23 protein-coding genes and 1 pseudogene are annotated in these 25,561 nt (G+C 70.3%); 13 read left to right on the forward strand and 11 right to left on the reverse strand.

Going from position 1 to position 25,561, the window contains the following annotated elements:
- Nucleotides 1–94: 94 nt before the first annotated feature.
- Genes OHN19_RS13150 through OHN19_RS13160 form a run of 3 tightly spaced genes read right to left on the reverse strand, consistent with a single transcriptional unit; the run spans nt 95 to nt 1,330 of the window.
- Entirely contained in the window at nt 95–409 is a 315-nt protein-coding gene (locus OHN19_RS13150; protein WP_330264377.1) for a thioredoxin family protein, read from the reverse strand.
- Nucleotides 406–792: a MerR family transcriptional regulator gene (locus OHN19_RS13155; protein ID WP_330264378.1), complete on the reverse strand. Its 387-nt coding sequence runs from the start codon at nt 790–792 to the stop codon at nt 406–408. The genes OHN19_RS13150 and OHN19_RS13155 overlap by 4 nt, the downstream gene beginning before the upstream one ends.
- 28 nt (nt 793–820) lie before the next feature.
- Nucleotides 821–1,330: an Lrp/AsnC family transcriptional regulator gene (locus tag OHN19_RS13160; RefSeq protein WP_330264379.1), complete on the reverse strand. Its 510-nt coding sequence runs from the start codon at nt 1,328–1,330 to the stop codon at nt 821–823.
- A gap of 45 nt (nt 1,331–1,375) precedes the next feature.
- Here OHN19_RS13160 and OHN19_RS13165 point away from each other — a divergent pair, with 45 nt between their 5' ends.
- Entirely contained in the window at nt 1,376–2,290 is a 915-nt protein-coding gene (locus OHN19_RS13165) for an NAD-dependent epimerase/dehydratase family protein (protein ID WP_419249519.1), read from the forward strand.
- A gap of 13 nt (nt 2,291–2,303) precedes the next feature.
- Here OHN19_RS13165 and OHN19_RS13170 read toward each other — a convergent pair whose 3' ends face one another.
- Together OHN19_RS13170 and OHN19_RS13175 are read right to left on the reverse strand one after the other, a co-directional pair.
- Nucleotides 2,304–3,866 (reverse strand): ATP-binding protein, encoded by a 1,563-nt coding sequence (locus tag OHN19_RS13170; protein ID WP_330264381.1) that lies wholly within the window; start codon nt 3,864–3,866, stop codon nt 2,304–2,306.
- 369 nt (nt 3,867–4,235) lie between these two features.
- On the reverse strand, nt 4,236–4,895 hold the full coding sequence (locus OHN19_RS13175) for a maleylpyruvate isomerase family mycothiol-dependent enzyme (RefSeq protein WP_391195193.1): 660 nt from the start codon (nt 4,893–4,895) through the stop codon (nt 4,236–4,238).
- Nucleotides 4,896–4,982: 87 nt separating this feature from the next.
- Here OHN19_RS13175 and OHN19_RS13180 point away from each other — a divergent pair, with 87 nt between their 5' ends.
- Nucleotides 4,983–5,432, forward strand: a complete 450-nt coding sequence (locus OHN19_RS13180; protein ID WP_330264382.1) for a MarR family winged helix-turn-helix transcriptional regulator — start codon at nt 4,983–4,985, stop codon at nt 5,430–5,432.
- On the opposite strand, the gene OHN19_RS13185 is transcribed toward OHN19_RS13180, so the two are convergent.
- Nucleotides 5,429–6,196: a DUF2127 domain-containing protein gene (locus OHN19_RS13185; RefSeq protein ID WP_330264383.1), complete on the reverse strand. Its 768-nt coding sequence runs from the start codon at nt 6,194–6,196 to the stop codon at nt 5,429–5,431. The genes OHN19_RS13180 and OHN19_RS13185 overlap by 4 nt on opposite strands.
- Nucleotides 6,197–6,273: 77 nt before the next feature.
- The gene (locus tag OHN19_RS13190; RefSeq protein WP_330264384.1) at nt 6,274–7,941 is read right to left on the reverse strand and encodes an MFS transporter; all 1,668 of its coding nucleotides are present in this window, start codon (nt 7,939–7,941) and stop codon (nt 6,274–6,276) included.
- 120 nt (nt 7,942–8,061) lie between these two features.
- Between OHN19_RS13190 and OHN19_RS13195 the strand changes: the two genes are divergently transcribed.
- Nucleotides 8,062–8,670 (forward strand): TetR/AcrR family transcriptional regulator, encoded by a 609-nt coding sequence (locus OHN19_RS13195; protein ID WP_330264385.1) that lies wholly within the window; start codon nt 8,062–8,064, stop codon nt 8,668–8,670.
- A 114-nt stretch (nt 8,671–8,784) separates the two neighbouring features.
- Here the strand turns inward: OHN19_RS13195 and OHN19_RS13200 are convergent, their stop codons facing one another.
- On the reverse strand, nt 8,785–10,188 hold the full coding sequence (locus OHN19_RS13200; protein WP_391195451.1) for a cation:dicarboxylate symporter family transporter: 1,404 nt from the start codon (nt 10,186–10,188) through the stop codon (nt 8,785–8,787).
- Between the two features lie 227 nt (nt 10,189–10,415).
- Here OHN19_RS13200 and OHN19_RS13205 point away from each other — a divergent pair.
- The 6 genes and pseudogenes from OHN19_RS13205 to OHN19_RS13230 all read left to right on the forward strand — a co-directional run bounded on the left by OHN19_RS13205 (nt 10,416) and on the right by OHN19_RS13230 (nt 17,202).
- Nucleotides 10,416–11,499: pseudogene (locus tag OHN19_RS13205) on the forward strand (RNA-guided endonuclease InsQ/TnpB family protein).
- Between the two features lie 63 nt (nt 11,500–11,562).
- A complete protein-coding gene (locus OHN19_RS13210) occupies nt 11,563–13,344 on the forward strand; it encodes a sensor histidine kinase (RefSeq protein ID WP_330264387.1) in 1,782 nt (593 codons plus the stop codon).
- The gene (locus tag OHN19_RS13215) at nt 13,341–14,027 is read left to right on the forward strand and encodes a response regulator (RefSeq protein WP_330264388.1); all 687 of its coding nucleotides are present in this window, start codon (nt 13,341–13,343) and stop codon (nt 14,025–14,027) included. Before OHN19_RS13210 ends, OHN19_RS13215 begins: the two co-directional genes overlap by 4 nt.
- A 97-nt stretch (nt 14,028–14,124) precedes the next feature.
- On the forward strand, nt 14,125–15,513 hold the full coding sequence (locus tag OHN19_RS13220) for an extracellular solute-binding protein (RefSeq protein ID WP_330264389.1): 1,389 nt from the start codon (nt 14,125–14,127) through the stop codon (nt 15,511–15,513).
- Entirely contained in the window at nt 15,510–16,370 is an 861-nt protein-coding gene (locus tag OHN19_RS13225; protein ID WP_330264390.1) for a sugar ABC transporter permease, read from the forward strand. The genes OHN19_RS13220 and OHN19_RS13225 overlap by 4 nt, the downstream gene beginning before the upstream one ends.
- A gap of 4 nt (nt 16,371–16,374) precedes the next feature.
- The gene (locus tag OHN19_RS13230) at nt 16,375–17,202 is read left to right on the forward strand and encodes a carbohydrate ABC transporter permease (RefSeq protein ID WP_330264391.1); all 828 of its coding nucleotides are present in this window, start codon (nt 16,375–16,377) and stop codon (nt 17,200–17,202) included.
- Between the two features lie 374 nt (nt 17,203–17,576).
- Here the strand turns inward: OHN19_RS13230 and OHN19_RS13235 are convergent, their stop codons facing one another.
- A complete protein-coding gene (locus OHN19_RS13235; protein ID WP_330264392.1) occupies nt 17,577–18,035 on the reverse strand; it encodes a PPOX class F420-dependent oxidoreductase in 459 nt (152 codons plus the stop codon).
- Nucleotides 18,036–18,213: 178 nt separating this feature from the next.
- Here OHN19_RS13235 and OHN19_RS13240 point away from each other — a divergent pair, with 178 nt between their 5' ends.
- On the forward strand, nt 18,214–18,918 hold the full coding sequence (locus OHN19_RS13240) for a helix-turn-helix transcriptional regulator (protein ID WP_330264393.1): 705 nt from the start codon (nt 18,214–18,216) through the stop codon (nt 18,916–18,918).
- A 102-nt stretch (nt 18,919–19,020) separates the two neighbouring features.
- Here OHN19_RS13240 and OHN19_RS13245 read toward each other — a convergent pair whose 3' ends face one another.
- Nucleotides 19,021–20,046, reverse strand: coding sequence for an ATP-dependent 6-phosphofructokinase (locus OHN19_RS13245; protein ID WP_330264394.1), 1,026 nt, complete (start codon nt 20,044–20,046; stop codon nt 19,021–19,023).
- A 195-nt stretch (nt 20,047–20,241) separates the two neighbouring features.
- On the opposite strand from OHN19_RS13245, the gene pta reads away from it, so the two are divergent.
- From pta to pyk, 3 genes are all read left to right on the forward strand, one after another.
- Nucleotides 20,242–22,350, forward strand: a complete 2,109-nt coding sequence (gene pta / locus OHN19_RS13250) for a phosphate acetyltransferase (RefSeq protein WP_330264395.1) — start codon at nt 20,242–20,244, stop codon at nt 22,348–22,350.
- A complete protein-coding gene (locus tag OHN19_RS13255) occupies nt 22,347–23,549 on the forward strand; it encodes an acetate kinase (RefSeq protein ID WP_330264396.1) in 1,203 nt (400 codons plus the stop codon). Before pta ends, OHN19_RS13255 begins: the two co-directional genes overlap by 4 nt.
- Before the next feature lie 73 nt (nt 23,550–23,622).
- The gene (gene pyk / locus OHN19_RS13260; RefSeq protein WP_330264397.1) at nt 23,623–25,050 is read left to right on the forward strand and encodes a pyruvate kinase; all 1,428 of its coding nucleotides are present in this window, start codon (nt 23,623–23,625) and stop codon (nt 25,048–25,050) included.
- 72 nt (nt 25,051–25,122) lie between these two features.
- Here the strand turns inward: pyk and OHN19_RS13265 are convergent, their stop codons facing one another.
- Nucleotides 25,123–25,530 carry a hypothetical protein gene (locus tag OHN19_RS13265; protein WP_330264398.1) on the reverse strand — a complete coding sequence of 136 codons (408 nt, stop codon included), beginning with the start codon at nt 25,528–25,530 and terminating at the stop codon, nt 25,123–25,125.
- Nucleotides 25,531–25,561 lie beyond the last annotated feature (31 nt).

Genomic DNA, 25,561 nt, shown 5'->3' on the forward strand with positions numbered 1-25,561 from the left:
CAATCCCCATGAAGTCGCGAACCATTCAATATACGCAAAGAAATCCCCCGAGCACAATTGCTCGGGGGATTTCTTTCGTTCCCAGGGCCGGGAATCAGATCACATCGGCCAGTTCCTCCAGGAGGCGGCGCTTCGGCCGGGCTCCCACCATGGACTTCACCGGCTCGCCGCCACGGAAGACCATGAAGGTGGGCATCGAGAGGACCTTGTAGGCGTTCGTGGTCTCCGGATTGAGATCCACGTTCAACTGCACCACCTTGAGGCGGTCGGCCTCCTCGGCGGCGAGGGCGTGCAGCACCGGCCCCATCTGCCGGCACGGCGGGCACCAGTCCGCCGTGAACTCCACCAGCACCGGCAACTCCGACCCGATCACCTCCGCGGCGAAATCCGCGTCCGTCACGTCGATCACAGTTCCTGTCCTCCCAGTTCGCACAGCGGATCCGTACCGTCGAGCATGGCCAGCCGGACTCCGATCTTCGCCCGCACCGCCTGCAACTCCCCTATCAGGGAGTCGAGTTCGTCCAGCTTGCGGCGGTAGACGTCGATCGACGCGGGACAGGTGTCGCCCTCCTCGTGCCCGGCCCGCAGACACTCCAGGAACGGCCGGGTCTCCTCCAGACCGAACCCGAAGTCCTGGAGGGTCCGGATCTGCCGGAGCAGCTTGAGGTCCGTCTCGTCGTAGGTGCGGTAGCCGTTCTCACCCCGCCGCCCGGGCAGCAGACCCCGCGCCTCGTAGTACCGCAGCGTCCGCGTGGTGGTCCCGGCCCGTGCGGCCAGCTCGCCGATTCGCATGCTGCGAAGGTAGCCCTTGACGCCGACGTCAAGGCAAGAGCGGTTTGCGTTCCACCGGCGAGGTCAGCACGATCGACGTCGTGGTGCGGCCGAGCGCGGAGACCGCCTCCAGGACCTCCTCCAGGTGGAGGGTGTCGCGGACGGCGGCCTTGAGGATCCAGCAGTCCTCGCCGACCACGTGGTGCACCTCGGTGATCTCGGGCCGCTCCATCAGCTCCAGGGTCCTCGGGTGCTTCAGGGTGTAGCCGCCGTGCGGGCTGACCCGGATGAACGCCTGGATGCCGTAGCCGAGCCGCCCCGGCACGACCTGGGCGCCGTAGCCGCTGATCACGCCCGCCGCCTCCAGCCGCCGTACCCGCTCGGTGACCGCCGCCGGGCTCAGTCGCACCCGGCGGCCCAGCTCGCTGAGCTTGATCCGGCCGTCGGTCTGCAGGAGCTCCAGGATCTGCCGGTCCACCGCGTCGAAGCCTGCTGAGGTTTCGACGGCGGAGAGCCGTGATTGCCGTGGTTCTTTCGGCACTGATGCCTGAACTCCCATGGTTCCCCCTTCAGTAGGTGATGGTGTGCCAGGAGAATTATGGTCATGGAAACCGCACGCGAGGTCCTGGTCATCGGCGGCAGCCGCTATTTCGGCAAGCGGCTGATCGCACGGCTGCTGGCCGCCGGCGACCGGGTCACGGTCCTCAACCGGGGTTCGGCCGCGCCCCCCGTGGGGACGGTCCACCTGGTCGCCGACCGCGACGACGAGAACTCACTGAACAGCGCGCTGGGCTCGCGCACCTTCGACGTGGTCGTCGACCAGGTCTGCTACACCCCGCGCCAGGCGGCCGTCGCCCGCCGGGTCTTCGCCGGACGCACCCGCCGCTATGTGATGACCTCGACGGTCGAGGTGTACGAGTACGAGGACTCCATCGCCCCGGTACGCGAGGACGCCGTCGACCCGACGACCGTGCCGGTGGACCTGGCCCTTCCCTGGCACGACCCCGATTTCCTGGAATCGCATTACGGCGAGGGAAAGCGGCAGGCGGAAGCCGTGTTCTCGAAGGACCCCGTCTTTCCCTTCACGACCGTCCGCGTGGCCCACGTCCTGGGCGGTGCCGACGACTTCACCGGGCGGCTGGCGCACTACGCGGACCGCATCCGCACGGGCGAGCCCATAGCCGTCCCGGTCGACAACCAGGCGGCCACGTACATCCACGTCGAGGAGATCGCCGACTTCCTGGCCTGGGCGGTGGGCGAGGACTTCACCGGACCGGTGAACGCCGCCTCCCACGGGCTGCTGAGCACCGGGGACCTGTGCGAGGCGGTGGCCGCGCACTTCCCCGACGGCAGGACGGTCCTCCAGCCGGTCGAGGTCGGCGAGGTCTCGCCGTTCTCCTTCACCCGCGCCTACGGCATGGACAACTCCCGTGCCGCCCGGCTCGGCTTCGCCTTCGGTGACGTACGGCGGTGGCTGCCGCGGGCAGTGTCCGAGACGCTCGGAGAGGACGCCGCCTGAGACACGGCGTGCGTCAGCGTGGTGGGCCGTGACGGCCCCAGGGTGTGCCGGGGAGCCGGCGGCCGGGGGTCGGGCCCAGGTAGACGCCGCCGTAGAACTGCGGTCCGCCCTCGTCCTCCTCCTCGTCCGTCATCCAGTCCTCGTCCTCCAGGTCCTCGCCGCCGCGCACGCCGAGCAGCCGCCGGGTCAGCCGGTCCCGGTCGGAGAGGAGTTCGTCGAGGGCCTCGCGGACGTCCGCGGCCTCGGTGCGGGGCGCCTCGCGCTCGGCGGCGATCAGGACGGCCCGGCGGACCAGTTCCCGGGTGAAGGAGGCCGTCGTGCCCTCGGTGCGGGCCACGACCTCCTCGGCCACCTCCTGGTCGAGGTCGAGCGCGGAGCCGTACAGGCCGAGGAGGCGGGCGCGGCCCTCGGCATCCGGCAGCGGGATCTCGACGGCGAGGTCGACGCGGCCCGGGCGCTGCACGAGGGCGGGTTCGAGGTCGGCGCGGTTGGTGGTGAGGAGGAAGGCCACGTCGGCGTCGTCGCCGAGGCCGTCCATCTCGTTCAGCACCTGGAAGAGCAGGGGCTGTTCGCCGCCGCCGTAGTCGCGGGCCTCGGCGATCAGGTCGCAGTCCTCCAGGACGACCAGGGCGGGCTGGAGCATCCGGGCGAGCGAGCAGGCGGGGCCGATGGCGTCGATGCTCGTGCCGGACAGGATCACCACGGTGAACTGCGGGAGGTGGGAGAGGAGATAACGGATCGTGTGGGTCTTGCCGGTGCCGGGAGGGCCGTAGAGGAGCAGGCCGCGGCGCAGGTGCTGGCCGGCCGCGCGGAGCTGCTCGCGGCGCCGGGCCACGCCGACGACCTGGCGCTCCACGCGCTCCAGGAGCCCGTCCGGCAGCACGATGTCCTCGCGGGCGAGCCCGGGGCGGCGGTGGAAGCGGAACGGGCCGAGGCCCGCGCCGAACTCCGCGCCCTCGAAGGAGAGGACCTGGCCGCGGAAGATGTTGTGCTCGCGCACGAGCCGGTCGATGTCGGCGAGCAGCCGGTCGCCGAACTCCTTGGTCTCCGCGAGGACTTCGAGCTCGACCTTGTTGCGTCCGTACTCGTCGGCGGGGCCGTGCAGCAGGACCGCGAACCGCTGGTCGCCCTCGGCGCCGAGGTAGAACCCGCAGGAGACGCACGGGAGTTCCTCGTCCGGGGAGATCGGCAGCTGGGCGTAGTCGACCGCGCCGATCACGAAACGGTCGTAGCGGTCGGCGGATTCGAGGATGTCGCCGAGGGAGAGGTCGCCGTGGTGGCGGGCGCCGTGCAGGCCGACGAGTTCGTGGGAGCGGGCCTTCGCGTCCGCGGCGAACCACCGCTCCAGGGCGAGGTGGACGTTGGGGAGGTCGAAGGGCGGGTAGGCCGCCTTGACGACGGGGCGTTCAGTGGGGGTGAAGCCGAGGTGTTCCCGCAGCCGCCTGCTGAGGTCGCGGGCCTCTTCCCGGGTCCTGTCCCGGGGACGGGCGACCGCCTCCAGGAATGCGTGGAACAGCTCACTCACCCGCTCCGTCGAGGCGGGCTCCCCCTCCACCCACTCCACCGACTCCCCCATACCCGCCTCCGTACGTCCGTCCGCCCCTGCACGCCGAGAACTCCAGCGTGGGGGCCGCGCGGGGCGGGGGTCAAAGGAATTGGGTCAAGTGACGGTGAAGGGCACGGAAAGGGGCGGGGAGTGATAAAGGGGGTGCGGCCACCGACTGAGGGGCGCGCCCACCGACCCGGCGGCGCGGGGCGGTGCCGATCCGCGGCCACCGCCGGGCGGACGCGCCCGGTCACAGCGAACCCCCGGCCACCGCCGCGCGGTCACGTCCAGTCACGGCGAACCCCCGGCCACCGCCCCGCAGGCGCGCCCGGTCACGGCGAACCCGCGGCCGCCGACAGGCAGATCGCGGCACCCCGGAACCGGACCGGGCACCGTACGTCACCGGGGAGCCGCGACCCCCGTCCACGGCTCCCCGGCGCGCTCGGCGTACTCACGGGCCGCCTCCGGGCGTCCCGTGAGCAGCAGGAGCAGGGCCGCGATGGGGCCGCGCAGCTCCTCCCCCGCTCCCCGCGTCCAGGCGATGTCGGTGGCGACCAGGCGCGCCTTCGGCAGCGGCCACGGCCGGGGCGGGAACCGCATGGTCCACACCCGCTCGGCGGAGTCCCGCGCGGCCACCGGCGGCACCGCCCGCTGCCGGCCGAGCGCGAGGGCGATGTCCTGGCCGTGGACGAGGAGGTCGAGGAGGGGCTCATGGGGTGACGTGGTCGGCGCGAGGCGGCGGGAGCCGATGATCGAGCGCAGGTTGGCGACGATCTCACCGGTCGGCAGGTCGGCCTCGCGGACCGCCGAGTCGTGGATCATCCGGTTCCAGTCCCCCCGGGCCCGGACCATCTCCCGCACGACCTGGCCCACGGAGTAGCGCGCCGCGATCGTCAGGTGCGCGGCGACGTCCCGCACCCGCCAGTCCCCGCAGCGCGTCCGGGTCTCCCACTGCTCGGGGGTCAGGCCGTCCAGCAGGTCGGCCAGGCTCGCCCGCTCCTGGTCGACGATCCGCCAGAGCTCGTCGGTGTCCAGCACTGCGTCCGATACGGCACCCACGGGAATCACCCACTCAAGTGGTAAGCTTCTCTGACCAAAGTAGTCAGAGAGCCTGACCAGTGTCAAGCAGTGCGAGGAGTGTCGACGATGGTGGCGGAGAGCGAGCTCAACACGGGGCTGCTCCTGTTCCTCCCGTACCGGGCCCTGGAGAACCGGATCTTCGCCGCGCTCGCGGAGGCCGGTTTCGACGACTTCACGCCCGCCCAGGCCCGGGTCATGCAGCGCATCGGGCCGAACGGCACACGGCTGACGGAACTCGCCGAGCAGGCCCAGATCACCAAGCAGACCGCGGGCTTCCTGGTCGACCAGCTGGAGAAGGCGGGCTACGTCACCCGGCTCCCGGACCCGACCGACAAGCGGGCCCGGCTGGTGTGCCTGGCGGAGAAGGCGTCGAAGGCCCAGCGGATCGGCGCCGCGGTGGTCGCGGAGGTCGAGAAGGAGTGGGAGGAGCACATCGGCAGCCGCCGAATGAGACAGCTGCGTGAGGCGCTGACCCTGCTGCGGGAGATCACCGACCCGTGGGTCGAGCCCTCCTAGACGCCGACTGTCTTCGCCGCCTCCTCCACCTCCAGCAGCGACGCGCTCCGCCGTTCCTCCTCGAAGGCCCGGTGGCCGCCGCGCAGGCCGAACAGGCGCTTGGCGAGGAGGATGTAGAGGACGGCCAGGATGTTCAGGACCAGCGTGGCGATCTTCAACCAGCTGACGCGCTCGGTGAGTTCGTAGATCTCCAGCGGGAGGAACGCGGCCGTCGCGACCACCGTCAGATACTCCGCCCAGCGCTTGGCGTACCAGAGGCCGACCGCCTCGACGAGTTCGATCAGGGCGTACGCCAGCAGCAGTACGGCCACCAGGACCAGGGTGTGGTGCCGGTAGCCGAAGGTCTTCTGGACGGTGCCCACGACCGGTGAGTGGTCGAGGTCGTAGTGGAAGTGCTTGAACACCGGGCGGAAGACGTCCAGATACTCGTCGAAGAGCCGGCGCACCGCGTCCTTGCTGTTGCTGAACTTCCACACCGCCACCGCGGCCAGCACGATGAACACCCCGCGCACCGCCCGCTCGATGGCGAGGAAGCGCAGCACGAACAGGTCCCGCAGTACCTTGCCGCGCGGCACGAGGGGCGCGCGGTCCGCGGGTCCCGAACCGTGCGGGTCACCGAGGGCGAAGTCACCGCAGCGCAGACAGCGCCAGGCCGCGCCGAGGGCGGTCTCGGCGTACAGCCGCTCCCGGAGGCCGGGGTCGTCCGGCGCGTACGTCACATGGCCGCGGCGCGCGCAGGTCCGCCGGTCCCAGTCGATCTTCATCCCCCGTGTGCCTCCGAAACCGAGAGCGTGCCGTCCGGGGACGGCACGCTAGTGGCGCGGGGTAAGAGTCCGGTGAGTCAGCGGGCCTCGACGAGTTCCCTCTCCTCGACCTGCGCCGTCTCCTCGGAGCCCTTGCGACCCGGCAGCAGCACCGCCACCAGGACCGTCCCGACGCCCAGCACGATCGCGCCGATCAGGCTCGTGTGCGCCACCGCTTCGGAGAACGACGAGCCGACCGCGTCCACCATCTGCCGTGCCCCGGTGGCGAGTTGCTCCGCCTGTGCCTTCAACTGGGCCGCCTGCTGCGGGTCGGTGGCCTGCGCGGCCCGCGCGGCGACCTGCCGGGCCTGCTCGCCGATGCCCTGCGCGACCGTGTATCCGGCGCCGACGGAGTCCTGGGCACCGGCCAGGGCGGACGCGGGGAGCCTGCTTCCGGCGGTGGCGGCGGAGAGGTGGTCCGAGTAGGAGGTCGCCAGCAGCGAGCCGAGGATCGCGATGCCGAGCGAGCCGCCGAGTTCGATCGAGGTGTCGTTGACCGCGCCGCCGACGCCCAGCTCGGACTCCGGGAAGGCACCCATGATCGCGTCCGTGGCCGGCGAGAGGGCGAGGCCGATCGCCAGTCCCAGCACGATCAGGGGCGCGACGAAGTCGCCGTACGACGAACCCGCGTCGATCCGCGTGAGCAGCGCGAGGGCCGCCGTACCTCCGACCATGCCCGCGGTGACCGTCCACTTCATGCCGACCCGCGGGGTGAGGAAGCCGGTCAGGGCCGAGCCGGCGAAGACCGCGCCGGCCAGCGGCAGCATCCGCAGACCGGTCTCCAGGGCGCTGTAGCCGAGGACGAACTGGAGGTGCTGGGTGAGGTAGTAGAAGGCGCCGAAGACGGCCAGGAAGAACAGGGCGACGGCGAGGTTGGAGCCCGCGAAGCCGCGGTCGGTGAAGCGGCGGACGTCGACGACGGGGCGCGGGTGGCGCAGCTCCCGGACGACGAAGAGCACCAGGCCGATGCCCGCGATCACCGCGGCGGCGACGGCCTTGGCGTGCCAGCCGAAGTGCGGGCCCTCGATGATCATGTAGACCAGCGCGCCGATCCAGACGACCGACAGCAGTCCGCCGACGTAGTCGATCCGGCCGCGCGCGGCGGCCCTGGACGGCGGGACGAGGACGAGTGCGGCGACGGCGGCGACGGCCGCGATCGGGACGTTGATCAGGAACGTCGAGGTCCAGGCGTGGTGCTCCAGGAGCGCGCCCGCGACCAGCGGACCGGCCGCGATCGCCACACCGGAGGTCGCGGTCCACACGGTGATCGCCCTGGCCCGCTCACCGCGCGGGAAGGTCGCGGCGAGCAGGGACAGCGTGGCCGGCATGATCATGGCGGCGCCGGTGCCCATGATCGCGCGGGCCGCGATGACCGTCGTGGCACTGTCGGCGAGGGAGCCGAGGACCGCGCCGCCGCCGAAGACCCCGAGCCCCAGCAGGAGTGCGCCACGGCGGCTGTACTTGTCGCCGATCGCGCCGAACAGGAGCATCAGGGCGGCGTACGGGACGGTGTAGCCGTCGATCACCCACTGCAGGTCGGCGCTGGACAGGCCGAGGTCCTCGGTCATGTCGGGCGCCGCGACCGTGAGGGCGGTGTTCGCCATCACGATGATCAGCAGGCTGAGGCACAGGACGAGCAGTGCCCACCAGCGGCGGGCGTAGGGGCGCTCCATCTTCTCGACCGGTTCGGTCATGACGAGTCGCATGGCAGGGGTGGCCTTCCTCAGCAGACTTGCACAGACATGTGCATTTGCTCAACACTGTGCAATGTACGCCTGCTGCACAACACTGTGCAAGTCGGCGTGGGAAGGGGCACAATGACAGCCATGACCACGGGCCACTCCAGTCGCGCGGACGCCAACCGCCGACGCATCCTCGACGTCGCACTCACCGAACTGCTGCGCGACCCCGACGCGTCCATGGACCAGATCGCGCGCGCCGCGGGAGTCGTACGGCGGACCGTGTACGGCCACTTCCCGAACCGGGAGGCACTGATCGGCACGCTCGTCGACGGTGCCGTGGAGGCGGTGGCGGCCGCGCACGCGGCGGGGCGCGAGGGCGCCGAGGATCTCGCACAGGCCGTGGCGGGCTCCGTGCTGGCGGTCTGGGAGGTCGCCGACCGCTACCGCATCCTGGTCGCGCTCGCCCAGCGCAGCGTCACCGTGCAGGGCATCCGGGAGCGGCTCGCACCCGTGCGCGCGGCCTGCACCGAGCTGCTCCAGCGCGGCCTCGACGAGGGCGTCTTCGTCTCACCGCTGCCCGCGCCCGCGCTGGCGTACGTCCACGAGCAGATGCTGTTCGCCGTCATGGAGGCGGTCAACGACGGCCTCCTGGCAGCGGAAGAGGCGGGCCGCTCCGCCGCGGTCACGACTCTGACCGCGGCGGGCGTACCCGCCTCTCTGGCCACCGCGCTGGTGGCGAAACTGAGCGACTGATCCTGCTGTACCGAATGGGTCCGGGCGGCCGGCCAACGGGGGAGTGTCCGACCGCCCGGGGAGGGTGAGCCGGGCCCGGGTTCAGGTCGGGCCCGACCCTGCTCTGCGGGCCGCTCAGGCCTTGGCCAGCTCCTTCTCGCCGCCCTGCTCGGGGATCTCGGCCGCCGGCTCGTCGTCGGCGTTGTCCAGGAGCGTCTTCTCGTCGAAGGGCAGGTGTCCCGCGAGCACCTGGTCGACCCGCTCGCGGTCGATCTCCTTGGTCCAGGTGCCGATCAGGACGGTGGCGACGGCGTTGCCCGCGAAGTTGGTCAGGGCGCGCGCCTCGCTCATGAAGCGGTCGATGCCGACGATCAGGCCGATGCCGTCCACCAGGGCGGGCTTGTGCGACTGGAGGCCGCCCGCCAGGGTCGCGAGACCGGCACCGGTGACACCGGCGGCGCCCTTCGAGGCGACGAACAGGAACAGCAGCAGCGGGATCTGCTCGCTGACGGCCATCGGGGTGCCCATGGCGTCGGCGACGAACAGCGAGGCCATGGTCATGTAGATCATGGTGCCGTCGAGGTTGAAGGAGTAGCCGGTCGGGATGGTGATGCCGACGACCGGCTTGCTGACGCCCAGGTGCTCCATCTTCGCGATGACCCGCGGCAGCGCGGACTCGGAGGAGGAGGTCGACAGGATCAGCAGGAACTCACGGCTCAGGTACTTGAAGAGCGTGAAGATGTTCAGGCCCGCGACGAGCCGCAGCAGCGTGCCGAGCACGATGAAGACGAACAGCACGCAGGTGACGTAGAAGCCGAGCATCAGGACGGCGAGGCTCTTCAGGGCGTCGACACCTGCGGAGCCGACCACGGCGGCCATCGCGCCGAAGGCGCCGATCGGGGCGGCCCACATGACCATGGCGAGGACCCGGAAGACGAGCCGCTGGATGTGCTCGACACCGCGCAGGATCGGCTGGCCGACGGAGCCCATGGCCTGGAGCGCGAAGCCGCACAGGAGCGCGATGAGCAGGGTCTGGAGGACCTCGCCCTCGGTGAAGGCGGAGACGAAGGTCGTCGGGATGATGCCGAGCAGGAACTCGGTGGTGTCCTTGGCCTCCGCGTCCACCTGGGCGTGACCGGCGTTCTTGACCGCGTCGGTGACGGCGAGACCGGTGCCCGGCTCCAGGATGTTGCCGACGACCAGGCCGATGCCCAGTGCGACCAGCGACATGACCATGAAGTAGCCGAGGGCGATACCGCCGACGGCACCGACCTTGGCGGCCTTCCGCACCGAGCCGATGCCGAGCACGATCGTGCAGAAGATGATCGGCGAGATCATCATCTTGATCAGGTTCACGAACCCGGTGCCGATCGGCTTCAGCTCGACCGCGAAGTCGGGCGCGACCAGGCCGACGGTGATACCGAGGGCGACCGCGACGATCACCGCGATGTACAGATAGTGGGTGCGGTCCTTCTTGACTGCGGGTGCCGTATCGGTGCTGGCTGCCACGGCTGCCCTCCTTGACGTCGTCGTCGGCATGACCGGCGTGCGGCTCACGTCCGGGCTTTTGAGGAATGCCGTGACTATCTCCTGCCCTGTGAGGGCGGTCACCCTTCCGTTCATTTAGTTCACCGGAACCGCACACGCGTGCCCGTGATCACCAGGGCGGATGATCACGTGAGAAGAGCACACGAGCGGGCGGACATCGCACATACGGTCCACTCCTGGCACCTGACGCGGAACCGGTTCGAGGAAGGGGCGACTGCGTGGCAAGGGCACAAGAAGGCGACGAAGCCGGACATGCCCGGTACACGTTTCGGCTGCGCGTCTCGTCCACCGCCCGGGCGTCCCTGCTCTCGGAATGGGACCGGTGCCGGTGGGTGTGGAACGAGAGCGTGGCCCGCTGAAGAGGGCCCACGCCGAAGGAGAGGTGTGTGGCCCCGCCCGGCTGGACCGGATGCTGACCGGTGCGCGCGCCATCACACCCTGGCTGGCCGAGGGAGCCTCGGTTCCCCAGCAACAGGTCATCCGCGACTTCGGCAAGTGCCGCGCGCGGGCACTGAAGGACATCAAGGAGCGCAAGCCGGCGCGGGAACGGGCCGGGATGCCCGGTTACAAGAGGAAAGGGGCAGCGGCCCCCAGCCTGAACTACACGCGCCGAGGCTTCCGGATCAGGGAAGGGTGCCTGCATCTCGCGGGCGGCATCATCGTGTCAGTGGTGTGGTCGCGGGAGCTGCCCACCGAGCCCTCCTCGGTGCGCGTGTTCCAGGACGCTGTCGGGCACTGGTACGCCTCGTTCGTCGTCCCTGCCGAGGTCCGTCCGCTGCCCGGAACCGCCCGGGTCATCGGAATCGACTGGGGCGTGCGGGAGACCGCGACCACCACCTCCGACGCCCACGACCTTCCGCACCCCGAACACGGGAGGAAGGCGAAGGAGAAGCGCGTCAGGACACCGCTCGCAAGTGGGCGAAGAAGGTGATCCGAGATCACGACGTGATCGCGGTGGAGGACTTCCGCCCGAAGTTCCTCGCCAAGACCTCGATGGCCCGGAAGGCGGCCGACGCGGCCATCGGCGCCACCAAACGGGCCCTGATCGAGATGGGCCGAAAGCATGCGCGGGACGTACGCCTGGTGCACCCCGCGCACACCACCATGGACTGCGCTTCGTGCGGAGCGAGAACCAAGCACGCACTCCCGCTGTCGGAACGTCTCTACACCTGCACCGTCTGCGGAGCCGTCTCCCCCAGAGACAAGAACTCCGCCCGCGTCATGCTGGTCCGGGCTGGTCTGAACCCGGCTGGTGTCGAGGGCGCAAGACCTCCTGGAGCGCCGCTCCGGGCGGCGGCCTGAGCCAGGAATCCCCTTCGCACGCGAGGGGAGCAGTCAAAATCGGCCATGGGGCACACTGACGACATGCGCATACCCGTACCGAGACCCAGGAGCCTGGCGGCGCAGCTCTTCGCCATGCAGGCCGTGCTGATCGCCGTGGTCGTGGCGGGGTACGCGCTGTTCACGTACGTCAGCGACCGGGGGCAGGCCGAGAGTGCGGCGCGCGATCAGGCCAGGGTGGTGGCGCGGGCGGTCGCGGACTCGCCTTCCGTGCGGGAGGCGATCGGGACGGCGGACCCGACGGCCGAACTCCAGCCCTACGCGCTGCGGGTCATGGCCGACACCGAGGTGGACTTCGTCACGATCATGAGTCCGCAGGGCATCCGCTGGACCCACCCCGACCAGAAGCAGATCGGCAAGCACTTCCTCGGCAACACCGAGCGCGCGCTCAAGGGCAGGACCTTCACCGAGACCTACAAGGGCACCCTCGGCTACTCCGTCCGCGCGGTCACCCCGGTCAAGGACGGACAGGGGCGGGTGATCGGCCTGGTCAGCGCCGGCATACAGGTCGAGAAGATCAGCAAGCGGGTGCAGGGCCAGCTGACCGCGCTGCTCGTCGTCGCGGGCAGCGCGCTCGCGCTCGGCGCCGTCGGCACGTACGTCATCAACGCCAGGCTGCGCCGGCACACCCACGGCATGAACGCGGCCGAGCTCAGCCGGATGCACGACTACCACCAGGCCGCGCTGCACGCCGTACGCGAGGGGCTGCTGATGCTGGACGGGCGGTACCGGGTCGCGCTGATCAACGACGGCGGTCGGGAGCTGCTCGACGTCGGGGACGTGGTGGGCCGTTCGGTGGCGGACCTCGGTCTGCCCGCGCCGCTGACGGGGGCGCTGCTGGCGTCCGAGCCGCGGGTGGACGAGGTGCATCTGACGGCGTCGCGGGTGCTGGTCGTCAACACCTCGCCGGTCTCCGGCGGGGAGCAGCGCGGCACCGTGGTCACCCTGCGCGATGTCACCGAACTCCAGTCCGTGATGGGCGAGTTGGACTCGGAGCGCGGCTTCACGCAGGCGCTGCGCTCGCAGGCCCACGAGGCGGCGAACCGGCTGCACACCGTGGTCTCCCTGATCGAACTGGGCCGCTCCGAACAGGCGGTGGACTTCGCGACCGCCGAACTGGAGCTGGCGCAGGCGCTGACGGACCAGGTGGTGGCGGCCGTCGGTGAGCCGGTGCTGGCCGCGCTGCTGCTGGGCAAGACGGCGCAGGCGAACGAGCGGGGTGTGGAGCTGGTGGTGTCGGAGGACAGCCGCCTGGACGACGGACTGCTGCCGGCGTCGCTCCCGGCCCGCGACCTGGTGACGATCCTGGGCAACCTCATCGACAACGCGGTGGACGCGGCCCAGGGGAGCGTGCGGGCGCGGGTGACGGTGACGGCGTACGCCGACGCGGGGTGCTCGGAGCTGGTGCTGCGGGTCTCCGACACCGGCGCGGGCGTCGACCCGGCCCACGCGGAGGCGGTCTTCCGGCGCGGCTTCTCGACGAAGCCGGCGGGTCCGGGCGGCCGCGGCCTCGGCCTCGCCCTGGTCCGCCAGGCAGTCACCCGCCGCAAGGGCACCCTGACGGTGGCGGAGGCGGAGGGAGGCGGCGCCGAGTTCGAGGTACGACTCCCGCTGGGGGCGGAACGGGGGGACGTGGAGCCGCTGGGCGCCGGGGAAGGGGATGTCGAGCCGCGCGACACCGGACCAAGGGGCCACCACCCCGCCGCCGCCCACCCCAGGGACCGTGGAACACCCCCCGAGGACCCCCCACCCCCCACCAGCGCTACCGTCCCCGGCAGCCCCACGGTCCCCGGAGGTGATGTATGAGCGGTCAGCAGGCCATCCGTGTTCTGGTCGTCGAGGACGACCCCGTCGCCGCCGACGCGCATGTCATGTACGTCAACCGCGTCCCCGGCTTCGTGGCCGTCGGCAAGGCGCACACCGGTGCGGAGGCCCGGCGGCTCCTGGACCGTACGGCCGTGGACCTGCTGCTTCTCGATCTGCATCTGCCGGACGGGCACGGCCTCCAGCTGGCCCGGCAGTTGCGGGCGGCCGGGCATCAGGCGGACGTGATAGCGGTGACGTCGGCCCGGGACCTGACGGTGGTCAGGGAGGGCGTCTCGCTCGGTGTCGTCCAGTACGTGCTGAAGCCGTTCACCTTCGCCACCCTGCGCGACCGGCTCGTCCGCTACGCCGAGTTCCACGCGGCGGCCGGCGAGGCCAGCGGCCAGGACGAGGTCGACCGCGCGCTGGCCACGCTCCGCGCACCGGGCCCGGCCGCCCTGCCCAAGGGGCTCAGCGCGCCCACCCTGGAGCGTGTGACGCTCGCCCTGCGCGACCGCGCGGAGGGGCTCACGGCGACCGGCCTGGCCGAGGTGGTCGGCATCTCCCGGATCACCGCCCGCCGTTATCTGGAGCATCTGGTGGATGCCGGCCGCGCCGCCCGCAGCCCGCAGTACGGCACGGTGGGGCGGCCGGAACTCCAGTACCGGTGGGTCAAGGGACAGTGACACCGGACCGTGCACGCTCATTGACCTGACTAGACCACTCCTCCTACCTTCACCGGGCAACCACCCAGGCCACAACGCCGTGCGCCCGCAGGAGGTCATGCCCGTGCGCCCCACCGCCGCAACAACCGCCCTGCTCACCACCGCCCTCGCCGCCGCCGCGACCCTCACCGCCTGCGGCGGCGGTTCCGGCAGCGACCCCGACACCGTGAGGGTGTCCTTCAAGCAGTCCACCGACAACTCGATCCACGTCATGGACGACTACCTCGCGGACATCAAGAAGCAGTTCGAGAAGGCGAACCCCGGCAAGAAGGTCGAGCTCGTCCCCATCAAGGCCCCGGACTCGGAGTACTACACCAAGCTCCAGCAGATGCTCCGCTCCGCGAAGACCGCCCCCGACCTGGTCTACGAGGACACCTTCCTCATCAACTCCGACATCACCAGCGGGTACTTGAAGCCCCTGGACGCCTATCTCGCCAAGTGGCCCGACTGGAACCAGTTCATCGACACCGCGAAGGCCGCCGCGAAGGCCGAGGACGGGAAGACGTACGGCGTCCCGGACGGCACCGACACCCGCGGACTCTGGTTCGACAAGGGGATCTTCGCGAAGGCCGGTCTCCCCACCGACTGGCAGCCGAAGACCTGGGACGAGATCCTGGACGCGGCCCGCACGATCAAGCGCAGGGTCCCGGACGTGACACCCCTCAACGTCTACACCGGCAAACCGGCCGGCGAGGCGGCCACCATGCAGGGCTTCGAGATGCTGCTCTACGGGACGAGCGACGGGACCGGCGACGGCACCACCGACCCCCTCTACGACTCGACGTCCAAGAAGTGGATCGCCGGCGGCCAGGGCTTCAAGGACGCCCTCGCCTTCGTCGAGACGGTCTACCGGGAGAAGCTCGGCCCGGACGTCTCCACCGCCCTCGACCCCAACATCCAGACCATCGTCCGCGGCGACCTGCTCCCCAAGGGCAAGCTCGGCATCAACCTCGACGGCTCCTGGCTCCCGCAGGACTGGCTGGAGGGCAGCGGCCACGAATGGCCCGAGTGGTCCAGCAGGTTGGGGCTCGCGTACATGCCCACGCAGCACGGCCAAGCCCCCGGCAAGGTGAGCATGTCCGGCGGCTGGACCTGGTCGGTGCCCGCCAAGGCGGCCAACCCCGACCTCGCCTTCGAGTTCGTCAAGACCATGCAGACCAAGGCCAACGCCCAGAAGTGGTACGTGGCCAACTCGGGCATCGCCGTACGCAAGGACGTCGCCGAGGACCCGGCGTACGCCAAGGCCCAGCCCAGCATCAGGTTCTTCACCGACCTGGTCGCCAGCACCCACTACCGGCCCGCCTACCCCGCGTACCCGAAGGTCTCCACCGCGATCCAGGAGGCGATGGAGGGCGTCACCACCGGGGACCGGTCGGTCGCGGACGCGGCGAGCGGGTACGACGACACGCTCAAGGAGGTCACCGACGGCCAGGTGACCACGCGGTGAGCCTCCGTCCGCTCACCCGCGCCCTCCCCCTGACCCCCGCCCTCGTCCTGCTGCTCCTCTTCCTCGCCGGGCCCATCGCCTACTGCGCCTGGATCGCCTTCACCGACCTGCAGTTGACCGGTCAGGCCGAGTCGTCCTTCGTCGGCTTCGAGAACTTCCGTACGGCCTTCCGGGACGAGGAGTTCCTCAACGCCGTATGGCTGACGCTGGTGTTCACGGTCCTGTCGTCGCTGATCGGGCAGAACACCCTGGGCCTGGCGCTCGCTTCGCTGATGCGGCGCGCCTCGAAGCCCGTCCGCACCCTCACCGGCGGGATCGTCATCACGGCCTGGGTGCTCCCGGAGGTCGTCGCGGGCTTCCTCCTCTACGCCTTCTTCCGCAGGGAGGGCACCCTGAACGCGATCCTCGACCTGCTCCGTCTCCCGTCCCAGAACTGGCTGTTCACGCTGCCGATCCTGGCCGTGTCCTTCGCGAACGTGTGGCGCGGCACCGCGTTCTCGATGCTGGTCTACTCGGCGGCCCTGAACGAGATCCCGAAGGAGATCACCGAGGCCGCCGAGGTCGACGGTGCCGGTGGCCTGCGGCGGCTGTGGCACATCACCCTGCCGATGATCCGCCGTTCCATCGGCACGAACCTCATGCTCAACACCCTTCAGACGCTGTCGGTGTTCGGGCTGATCTGGGTGATGACGAGGGGCGGGCCCGGCGACCGGAGCCAGACGCTGCCGCTGTTCATGTACGAACAGGCCTTCCAGAACAGCATGATCGGCTACGGCACAGCGGTGGCCCTGCTGCTGCTCCTGGTCGGGTCGCTGTTCTCGGTGGTCTACATGCGGTTGCTGCGGACGGAGGTCTGAGGCCGTGTCCGACCGCCGCCGAAACCGCCGACTGGCCGCCGACGCGGGGCTGTTGGTGCTCGCCTCGACCTTCCTGCTGCCGCTGGCCTGGGTGGTCCTGTCCGCCCTCGACCCGCACGCCGATTTGAGGGTGAAGGTCCCCGACGGGCTGACCACCGCCCACTTCGAGGCGATCCTCACCGAGGACATCACCTTCACCCCGCTGCTCAACAGCCTGCTGCTGTGCGGCGGGGGGACCGCCCTGACGGTGGTCTGCGCGGCCCTCGCGGCCTATCCGCTGTCCCGCTTCCGTTCCCGCCTCAACCGGCCGTTCCTGCTGACGATCCTCTTCGCGACCAGCCTGCCCATCACGGCGATCATGGTGCCGGTCTACGCGTTGTTCGTGCAGGTCGACCTGATCGACACCCTCCAGGGCACGATCCTGTTCTTCGCGGCCTCCCAACTCCCGTTCGCCATCTGGCTGATGAAGAACTTCATGGACGGGGTGCCGAGGGAACTGGAGGAGGCCGCCTGGACCGACGGGGCGAACTCCCTCCAGTCGCTCACGAGGATCGTGCTCCCCCTGATGGGCCCGGGGGTGGCGGTGGTGACCGTCTTCGCCTTCGTCATGATGTGGGGCAACTTCTTCGTCCCCTTCATGCTGCTGCTCACCCCGGACCAGATGCCGGCCTCCGTCAGCATCAACGAGTTCTTCGGCAACCGCGGAATGGTGGCGTACGGCCAGCTCGCCGCGTTCTCGATCGTCTACTCGACCCCGGTGATCCTGCTGTACGTGCTGGTCGCGCGGCGACTGGGAGGAGGGTTCGCGCTCGGCGGGGCGGTGAAGGGCTGACGCGGCGCCGTGCCCGTCGAACCGGCTCGGGGCGCCCGGCACGTCGGTCGCCCCCGACACTCGACGAACCCGGACGAAGCCCGCTGCCCCCAAAGCCCCCCGCCGGGGCGAGCAGCACGGACGCTTGCCCGTCGGGCCGGACCTCGGGACGCCCGGTGCTCCATCCAACCCCGCCGAGGGCGGACACGGCCCGCCCCGGCCGCACCGCGGGCAACCGGTCCGAGGCCGACCGCGGCCCGGGCGACAGGGCGAGCCCACCGACGACGAGCACACGCGGGTGGCGTCGGCGGGGCGCCCGGCACGTCGGTCGCCCACCGCACCCCGGCGAACGCGAGCTGTGCCACGAGGCCCCCACCCCCGTCGGCGGACCCCGCTCACGTCCCCGGCAGCACCCCGGGGCGGAACGGCTCGACCCCCACCACCCTCCGCACCCGCACCGGTTCGATCAGCAGCATCACCCGCCGTTCGCCCTCCAGGAGCCACGGGTACCGGTCCTCGCCGATGTACTTCCGGGTGAGGCGGTCCATGGAGCGGTCCGCCTCCTCGCCCTCGACGAAGCGGACGACCCGGCCCCGGATCTCGACGCGGTCGTAGGGGTTCTCGGGGTCGTGGTGGGAGAGGGAGACGTTCGGATTGCGCCGCAGGTTTTCCTCCTTCACCCGCCCGATCGCCGTGTTGACCATGACGTACTCACCTTCGAGATCCGCCCACATGGGCGAGACCTGCGGCGCTCCATCCGGACCGACCGTCGCGAGATGCCAGAAGTTCGGCGCCAGCAAGCGCTCGCGAATATGCCCCTCTACCTTGCCATTCACTTCGTACACGAAGATCACACCTCTTTCCGGCCACCCGTCCGGGCATCCGGCGCCATCCTCGCGACCGCCCCCGCGCCGCCGACAGACGATCTTCAGCCAGCCCGAACCGGTGGTCGAAACCGTAGATTCCTACAATCCGTGTTCCTGGCCGAACAGACCGTAGTCACCGGCTCCGCGCTTCCCTAACTTGTGGGCCGTGCGCCGACCCCCAGCCCTGCCGAACCAGCCCGGACCCCCCTTCGACCACCTCACCGCCCGCAGACTCCGTGTCGCCCTCGACATGGGGCCCGAGCACGTGGCCTACGGGCTGCGCGTCTCCTACGGGCTCCCCTACGTCACCCCGGATCTCGTCGTCGCCTGGGAGCGCGGCATCGTGTGTCCCACCAGTCCGGAACTCACCGCTCTCGCGGGCGTGTTGTGGTGCTCCCCCGGTGAACTCATCGGCCGCCCCCGCACCCTGCGCGAGCACCGCGTCGCCCGCGGCATCGCCCCCGAGGACGTGGCCCGTGCCGTCGGGCTCGAACTGCTCGCCTACCTGAGCATGGAGGAACACGACGAGTGGCGCGGCACCGACCGCCAGTCCACCGCCCTCGCCGACCTGCTGGAGCTGACCCTGCCCGACTTCGTGGCCGTCACGGGGCGCGAGAAACGGCTCGCCGAGTGTCTGCGCGGCGCGGTCGGCACGCGCTGGCAGGCCTACGTCCGGCAGGTCGCCAGGATCGTGCCCCTGGACCGGCGTCTGGTGGAGGACACCCTCCAGGAACTGCACCGGCAGTACCAGGGGCAGATGGTGTCCACCCTGAGCTGGGGCGGTGGCGGCGATCGCGCCGGCGAGGCCGGCCGGGATTTCCTGGACCAGATCGTGGAGCGATTCTGGGAAGCGGTCGAGAGACGGCCGTAAGCCCGAGGGGGCCTGAGACGGCCGTATGCCTGAGACTGCCGTGGCCTGAGACTGTGCCGTATGCCTGAGGGGGCCTGCAGACTGAAGAGGCCCCCGAGGGCGTTAGAAGACCGATTCCGCCTCGTCCATCCGGTCCTTCGGGACCGTCTTCAGCTCGGTGACCGCCTCCGCGAGCGGCACCATCACGATGTCGGTGCCCTTGAGCGCGGTCATCCGGCCGAACTCGCCCCGGTGCGCGGCCTCCACCGCGTGCCAGCCGAAGCGGGTGGCGAGGACCCGGTCGTAGGCGGTGGGTACGCCACCGCGCTGGACGTGGCCGAGGATGACCGGCTTGGCCTCCTTGCCGAGCCGCCGCTCCAGCTCGTACGCCAGGGCCGTACCGATGCCCTGGAAGCGCTCGTGGCCGAACTTGTCGATCTCGCCGGTGCCGTAGTCCATGGTGCCCTCGGCGGGGTGGGCGCCCTCGGCGACGCAGACGACCGCGAACTTCTTGCCGCGGGCGAAGCGCTCCTCGACCATCTTGACCAGGTCGGCCGGGTCGAAGGGGCGCTCGGGCAGGCAGATGCCGTGGGCGCCGGCGGCCATGCCGGACTCCAGGGCGATCCAGCCCGCGTGCCGGCCCATGACCTCGACGACCATCACGCGCTGGTGCGACTCGGCGGTGGTCTTGAGGCGGTCCATCGCCTCGGTGGCGACGCCGACAGCGGTGTCGAAGCCGAAGGTGCGGTCAGTGGAGGAGATGTCGTTGTCGATCGTCTTCGGGACGCCGACGACCGGCAGACCGGCGTCGAACAGCATGCGGGCCGCCGTCAGCGTGCCCTCGCCGCCGATCGGGATCAGCGCGTCGATGCCGAACTCGTGGATCATGTCGGAGGCGCTCTCGCACGCCTCGCGCAGCCGGTCCCGCTCCAGCCGGGAGGAGCCGAGGATGGTGCCGCCGCGGGCCAGGATGCCGCTGACGCTGTCCAGGTCGAGGGCGCGGTAGCGGCCGTCGAGCAGGCCGGAGTAGCCGTCCTCGAAGCCGATGACCTCGTCGCCGTAGTTGTCGACCGCGCGGTGCACGACCGACCGGATCACGGCGTTCAGGCCGGGGCAGTCGCCGCCTGCGGTGAGAACTCCGATGCGCATCGTGCTGTGTCTCCTGCTCGCTGTTGATACCGGTGAGCCAGGTCCGATTGTTTCACGTCCCGCACACCACGGTCGCATCCGATGCTGACGGGCGCCTTATCCGTCGACCGGGGTACTGTCAAGAGGGTTTCCGCTCACCTCGGTGGGCGATTTTCATGAGGCGACTTCTCGTAGGCGATGGAACGGAGATCAGGCGTGACCCGCAGCGTGTACGTGACCGGGATCGACCGCGGCGACGGCCGCCAGGTCGTCGAGCTGGGGGTCATGGAGCTGCTGACCCGCCAGGTCGACCGGGTGGGGGTGTTCCGGCCGCTGGTGCACCACAGTCCCGACCGGCTCTTCGAGCTGCTGCGCGCCCGCTACCGGCTCTCCCAGGACCCGGCCACCGTCTACGGCCTCGACTACCACGAGGCGTCCGCGCTCCAGGCCGAGCGCGGCACCGACGAGCTGGTCTCCACCCTTGTGGACCGCTTCCACCTGGTGGCCCGCGAGTACGACGTCGTCCTGGTGCTCGGCACCGACTTCGCCGACACCCAGCTCCCCGACGAGCTCTCCCTCAACGCCCGGCTCGCCAACGAGTTCGGCGCCTCCGTGATCCCGGTCGTGGGCGGCCGCAAGCAGCCCGCCGAGTCGGTGCTGGCGGAGACCCGCAACGCCTACCGGGCCTACGAGGGCCTCGGCTGTGACGTGCTCGCCATGGTCACCAACCGGGTGGCCAGGGAGGACCGCGACGAGATCGTCGAGCGGCTCTCGGGCCGGGTGCCGGTGCCCTGCTACGTCGTACCGGACGAGCCCGCGCTCGCCGCGCCCACCGTCGCCCAGATCGGCCAGGCCCTCGGCGCGAAGGTGATCCTCGGCGACGACTCCGGGCTCGCCCGGGACGCGCTGGACTTCGTCTTCGGCGGCGCGATGCTGCCGAACTTCCTGAACGCCCTGACCCCGGGCTGCCTGGTGGTCACCCCGGGCGACCGCGCGGACCTGGTCGTGGGCTCGCTCGCCGCGCACAGCGCCGGGACCCCGCCGATAGCCGGCGTGCTGCTCACCCTGGACGAGGTGCCGAGCGACGAGGTCCTCACCCTCGCCGCGCGCCTCGCCCCCGGCACCCCGGTGCTCTCGGTCGCGGGCACCAGCTTTCCTACCGCCGCCGAACTCTTCGCGCTGGAAGGCAAGTTGAACGCGGCCACCCCGCGCAAGGCGGAGATGGCGCTCGGTCTGTTCGAGCGGTACGCCGACACCGCCGAACTCGCCCGCAGGGTCTCCGCGCCCAGCAGCGACCGCCTCACCCCGATGATGTTCGAGCACCAGCTCCTGGAGACGGCCCGCTCCGACAGGCGCAGGGTCGTGCTGCCCGAGGGCACCGAGCCGCGCGTCCTGCACGCCGCCGAGGTGCTGCTGCGCCGCGGCGTCTGCGACCTGACCCTGCTCGGCCCGGTCGACCAGATCCGCAAGAAGGCCGCCGACCTCGGCATCGACCTCGGCGACTGCCAGTTGATCGACCCGGCGACCAGCGAGCTGCGCGACACCTTCGCCGAGAAGTACGCGGCTTTCCGGGCCCACAAGGGCGTGACCGTCGAGCTCGCCTACGACGTCGTCTCCGACGTGAACTACTTCGGCACGCTGATGGTCCAGGAGGGTCTCGCCGACGGCATGGTGTCGGGTTCCGTGCACTCCACGGCGGCCACCATCCGCCCGGCCTTCGAGATCATCAAGACCAAGCCGGACGCCGACATCGTGTCGTCGGTCTTCTTCATGTGCCTCGCCGACAAGGTGCTGGTGTACGGCGACTGCGCGGTGAACCCGGACCCGAACGCCGTGCAGCTCGCCGACATCGCCATCCAGTCGGCCGCGACCGCCGAGCAGTTCGGCGTGGAGCCGCGGATCGCGATGCTGTCGTACTCCACGGGCACCTCCGGGTCGGGCGCCGACGTGGACAAGGTGCGCGAGGCCACCGAGCTGGTGCGTTCCCGCCGGCCCGACCTCAAGATCGAGGGGCCGATCCAGTACGACGCCGCGGTCGAGCCGACCGTCGCGGAGACCAAGCTGCCGGAGTCGGACGTGGCCGGGCAGGCGACGGTGCTGATCTTCCCGGACCTCAACACCGGCAACAACACCTACAAGGCGGTGCAGCGTTCGGCCGGCGCGATCGCCGTCGGCCCGGTGCTGCAGGGCCTGCGCAAGCCCGTCAACGACCTGTCCCGGGGCGCCCTGGTCTCGGACATCGTCAACACCGTCGCCATCACGGCGATCCAGGCCCAGAACCCGGCCGCTTCGACCGCTTCGACCGAGAAGGCTTCCGCCCAGTGAGCGCCACCCGCGTCCTCGTCCTCAACTCCGGTTCCTCGTCGGTGAAGTACCAGCTGCTCGACATGCGGGACAGCGGCCGGCTGGCGACGGGGCTCGTCGAGCGCATCGGCGAGCGGTCCTCGCGGCTCAAGCACACGCCCCTGGGGGGCGAGTCCCGTGAGTGGACCGGCCCGATCGCGGATCACGAGGCCGCGCTGAAGGCCGTGGCGGAGGAACTGGCGAAGGACGGGCTCGGCCTGGACTCCCCCGAGCTCGCCGCCATCGGCCACCGTGTGGTGCACGGCGGCAAGACCTTCACCGAGCCGACCGTGATCGACGAAGCCGTGCTCGCCGAGATCGAGCGGCTGATCCCGGTCGCCCCGCTGCACAACCCGGCCAACCTCACCGGTATCCGCACCGCGCGGGCGCTGCGCCCGGACCTGCCCCAGGTCGCCGTGTTCGACACCGCGTTCCACACCACGATGCCGGAGTCGGCCGCGCGGTACGCGATCGACGTGGAGACCGCCGACGCCCACCGCATCCGGCGCTACGGCTTCCACGGCACCTCGCACGCGTACGTGTCCCGGGCGACGGCGAAGCTGCTGGGGAAGTCACCGGAAGAGGTGAACGTGATCGTGCTGCACCTCGGCAACGGGGCGTCCGCCTCGGCCGTGCGGGGCGGGCGGTGCGTGGACACGTCCATGGGGCTGACCCCCTTGGAGGGGCTCGTGATGGGTACGCGCTCGGGAGACATGGACCCCGCCGTCATCTTCCATTTGATGCGCGTTGGCAAAATGTCCACGGACGAGATCGACACTCTTCTCAACAAGAAGAGCGGGTTGATCGGGTTGTGCGGGGACAACGACATGCGGGAGATCCGCCGCCGGGTGGACGAGGGTGACGAACAGGCGAAGCTCGCATTCGACATCTACATTCACCGGTTGAAGAAGTACATCGGCGCCTATTACGCGGTGCTCGGCCGGGTGGACGCGATCGCGTTCACGGCCGGGGTCGGGGAGAACGCGGCACCGGTGCGGGAGGCCGCCGTGGCGGGCCTGGAGGAGCTGGGACTGCTCCTCGACCCGGAGCGGAACGCCGTACGCGCGGACGGGCCGCGACTGATCTCGCGGGAGAACTCGCGAGTAACCATCGCGGTGGTGCCGACCGACGAAGAATTGGAAATCGCGACCCAGACTTACGCACTGGTCGGAGACAACTGAGCACCCCTCCCCTCATTTGTTTCTTCCGCCAGACGGAATATTCCGTCGCGAAACAAACCGATAGGATCGCCCCATGCGCCGTTCGAAAATCGTTTGTACTCTCGGCCCCGCGGTCGACTCCCACGAGCAGCTGGTCTCGTTGATCGAGGCCGGCATGAACGTGGCCCGTTTCAACTTCAGCCACGGCTCGCACGCCGAGCACCAGGGGCGGTACGACCGCGTCCGTGCCGCCGCCAAGGAGACCGGCCGGGCCATCGGTGTCCTCGCCGACCTCCAGGGCCCGAAGATCCGCCTGGAGACCTTCGCCGAGGGTCCGGTCGAGCTGGAGCGCGGTGACGAGTTCGTCATCACCGTCGAGGACGTCCCGGGTGACAAGACCATCTGCGGCACGACCTACAAGGGGCTGCCCGGTGACGTCTCCCGCGGCGACCAGATCCTCATCAACGACGGCAACGTCGAGCTGAAGGTCCTGGACGTCGAGGGCCCCCGGGTCCGGACGATCGTCATCGAGGGCGGTGTCGTCTCCGACCACAAGGGCATCAACCTGCCCGGCGCGGCGGTCAACGTCCCCGCGCTGAGCGAGAAGGACGTCGAGGACCTCCGCTTCGCGCTGCGCATGGGCTGCGACATGGTCGCGCTGTCCTTCGTGCGGGACGCCAGGGACGTCGACGATGTCCACAAGGTGATGGACGAGGAGGGCCGCCGGGTCCCCGTCATCGCCAAGGTGGAGAAGCCGCAGGCGGTGGACAACATGGAGGGTGTCGTGATGGCGTTCGACGCCGTCATGGTGGCCCGCGGCGACCTGGCCGTCGAGTACCCGCTCGAGAAGGTCCCGATGGTGCAGAAGCGCCTCATCGAGCTGTGCCGCCGCAACGCCAAGCCGGTGATCGTGGCGACCCAGATGATGGAGTCGATGATCACCAACTCCCGCCCGACCCGCGCCGAGGCCTCCGACGTGGCCAACGCGATCCTGGACGGCGCGGACGCGGTCATGCTGTCCGCGGAGTCCTCGGTCGGCGCCTACCCGATCGAGACCGTGAAGACGATGTCGAAGATCGTCGTGGCGGCCGAGCAGGAGCTGATGTCGAAGGGCCTGCAGCCGCTGGTCCCCGGCAAGAAGCCCCGCACGCAGGGCGGTTCGGTCGCCCGCGCGGCCTGCGAGATCGCCGACTTCCTCGGCGGCCGCGGCCTGGTGGCCTTCACCCAGTCCGGCGACACCGCCCGCCGCCTCTCGCGCTACCGCGCCGAGCAGCCGATCATCGCCTTCACCACCGACGAGAACACCCGCAACCAGCTCACCCTCAGCTGGGGCGTGGAGTCCCACGTGGTCCCCTTCGTCAACACCACGGACGAGATGGTCGACATGGTCGACCAGGAGATCGCCAAGATCAACCGCTTCAACCCGGGCGAGATCGTCATCATCACCGCGGGCTCCCCTCCGGGCGTCCCGGGCACCACGAACATGCTCCGCGTCCACCACATCGGGGGCACGGCGAAGTAGCCCTTTCCCGTACGACACCGAGGGCGCCCCCTGTGGCAGGGGGCGCCCTCAGGCGTTCTGGGTGTCGGAGTGTCAGCCGACGGTGCCCGACTCCACGGGGAAGCCCTCGGGCCAGGTGTGGGTGTAGTCGAACAGGGACGGCTCCTCGAAGGTACAGGCGGCCTCACGCCATTCGGGCCGGCCGGAGACCACGAAGTCGCCTCCGGCCGGGTCGATCAGCCACGCGTAGGCGGCGTCCTCCGCGCTGAGGTCATGGCGCTCCCTCAGCACCGCGAACTCGGCCTCACCGGCCCTGCGGATCCGGAGGCCCTTCTCGTAGATCGGCTTGAGGAGCATCAGCTCCACATGTCCGAAGTACACCTCGACCCGGGTGTCGGTCCCGTCGATCAGGGTGGCGTCACTGCGCAGGATGAGCTGGCGGTGCGACGGGTCGAAGCTCACGACCCGGAACAACCGCCCCTCGCGCACGAACTCTGGCATTGCTGCTGTTCTCCCTGTTCTGTGGGTTCTC

The sequence above is a fragment of the Streptomyces griseorubiginosus genome (genome assembly GCF_036345115.1).
GTDB classification, from domain to species: domain Bacteria; phylum Actinomycetota; class Actinomycetes; order Streptomycetales; family Streptomycetaceae; genus Streptomyces; species Streptomyces griseorubiginosus_C.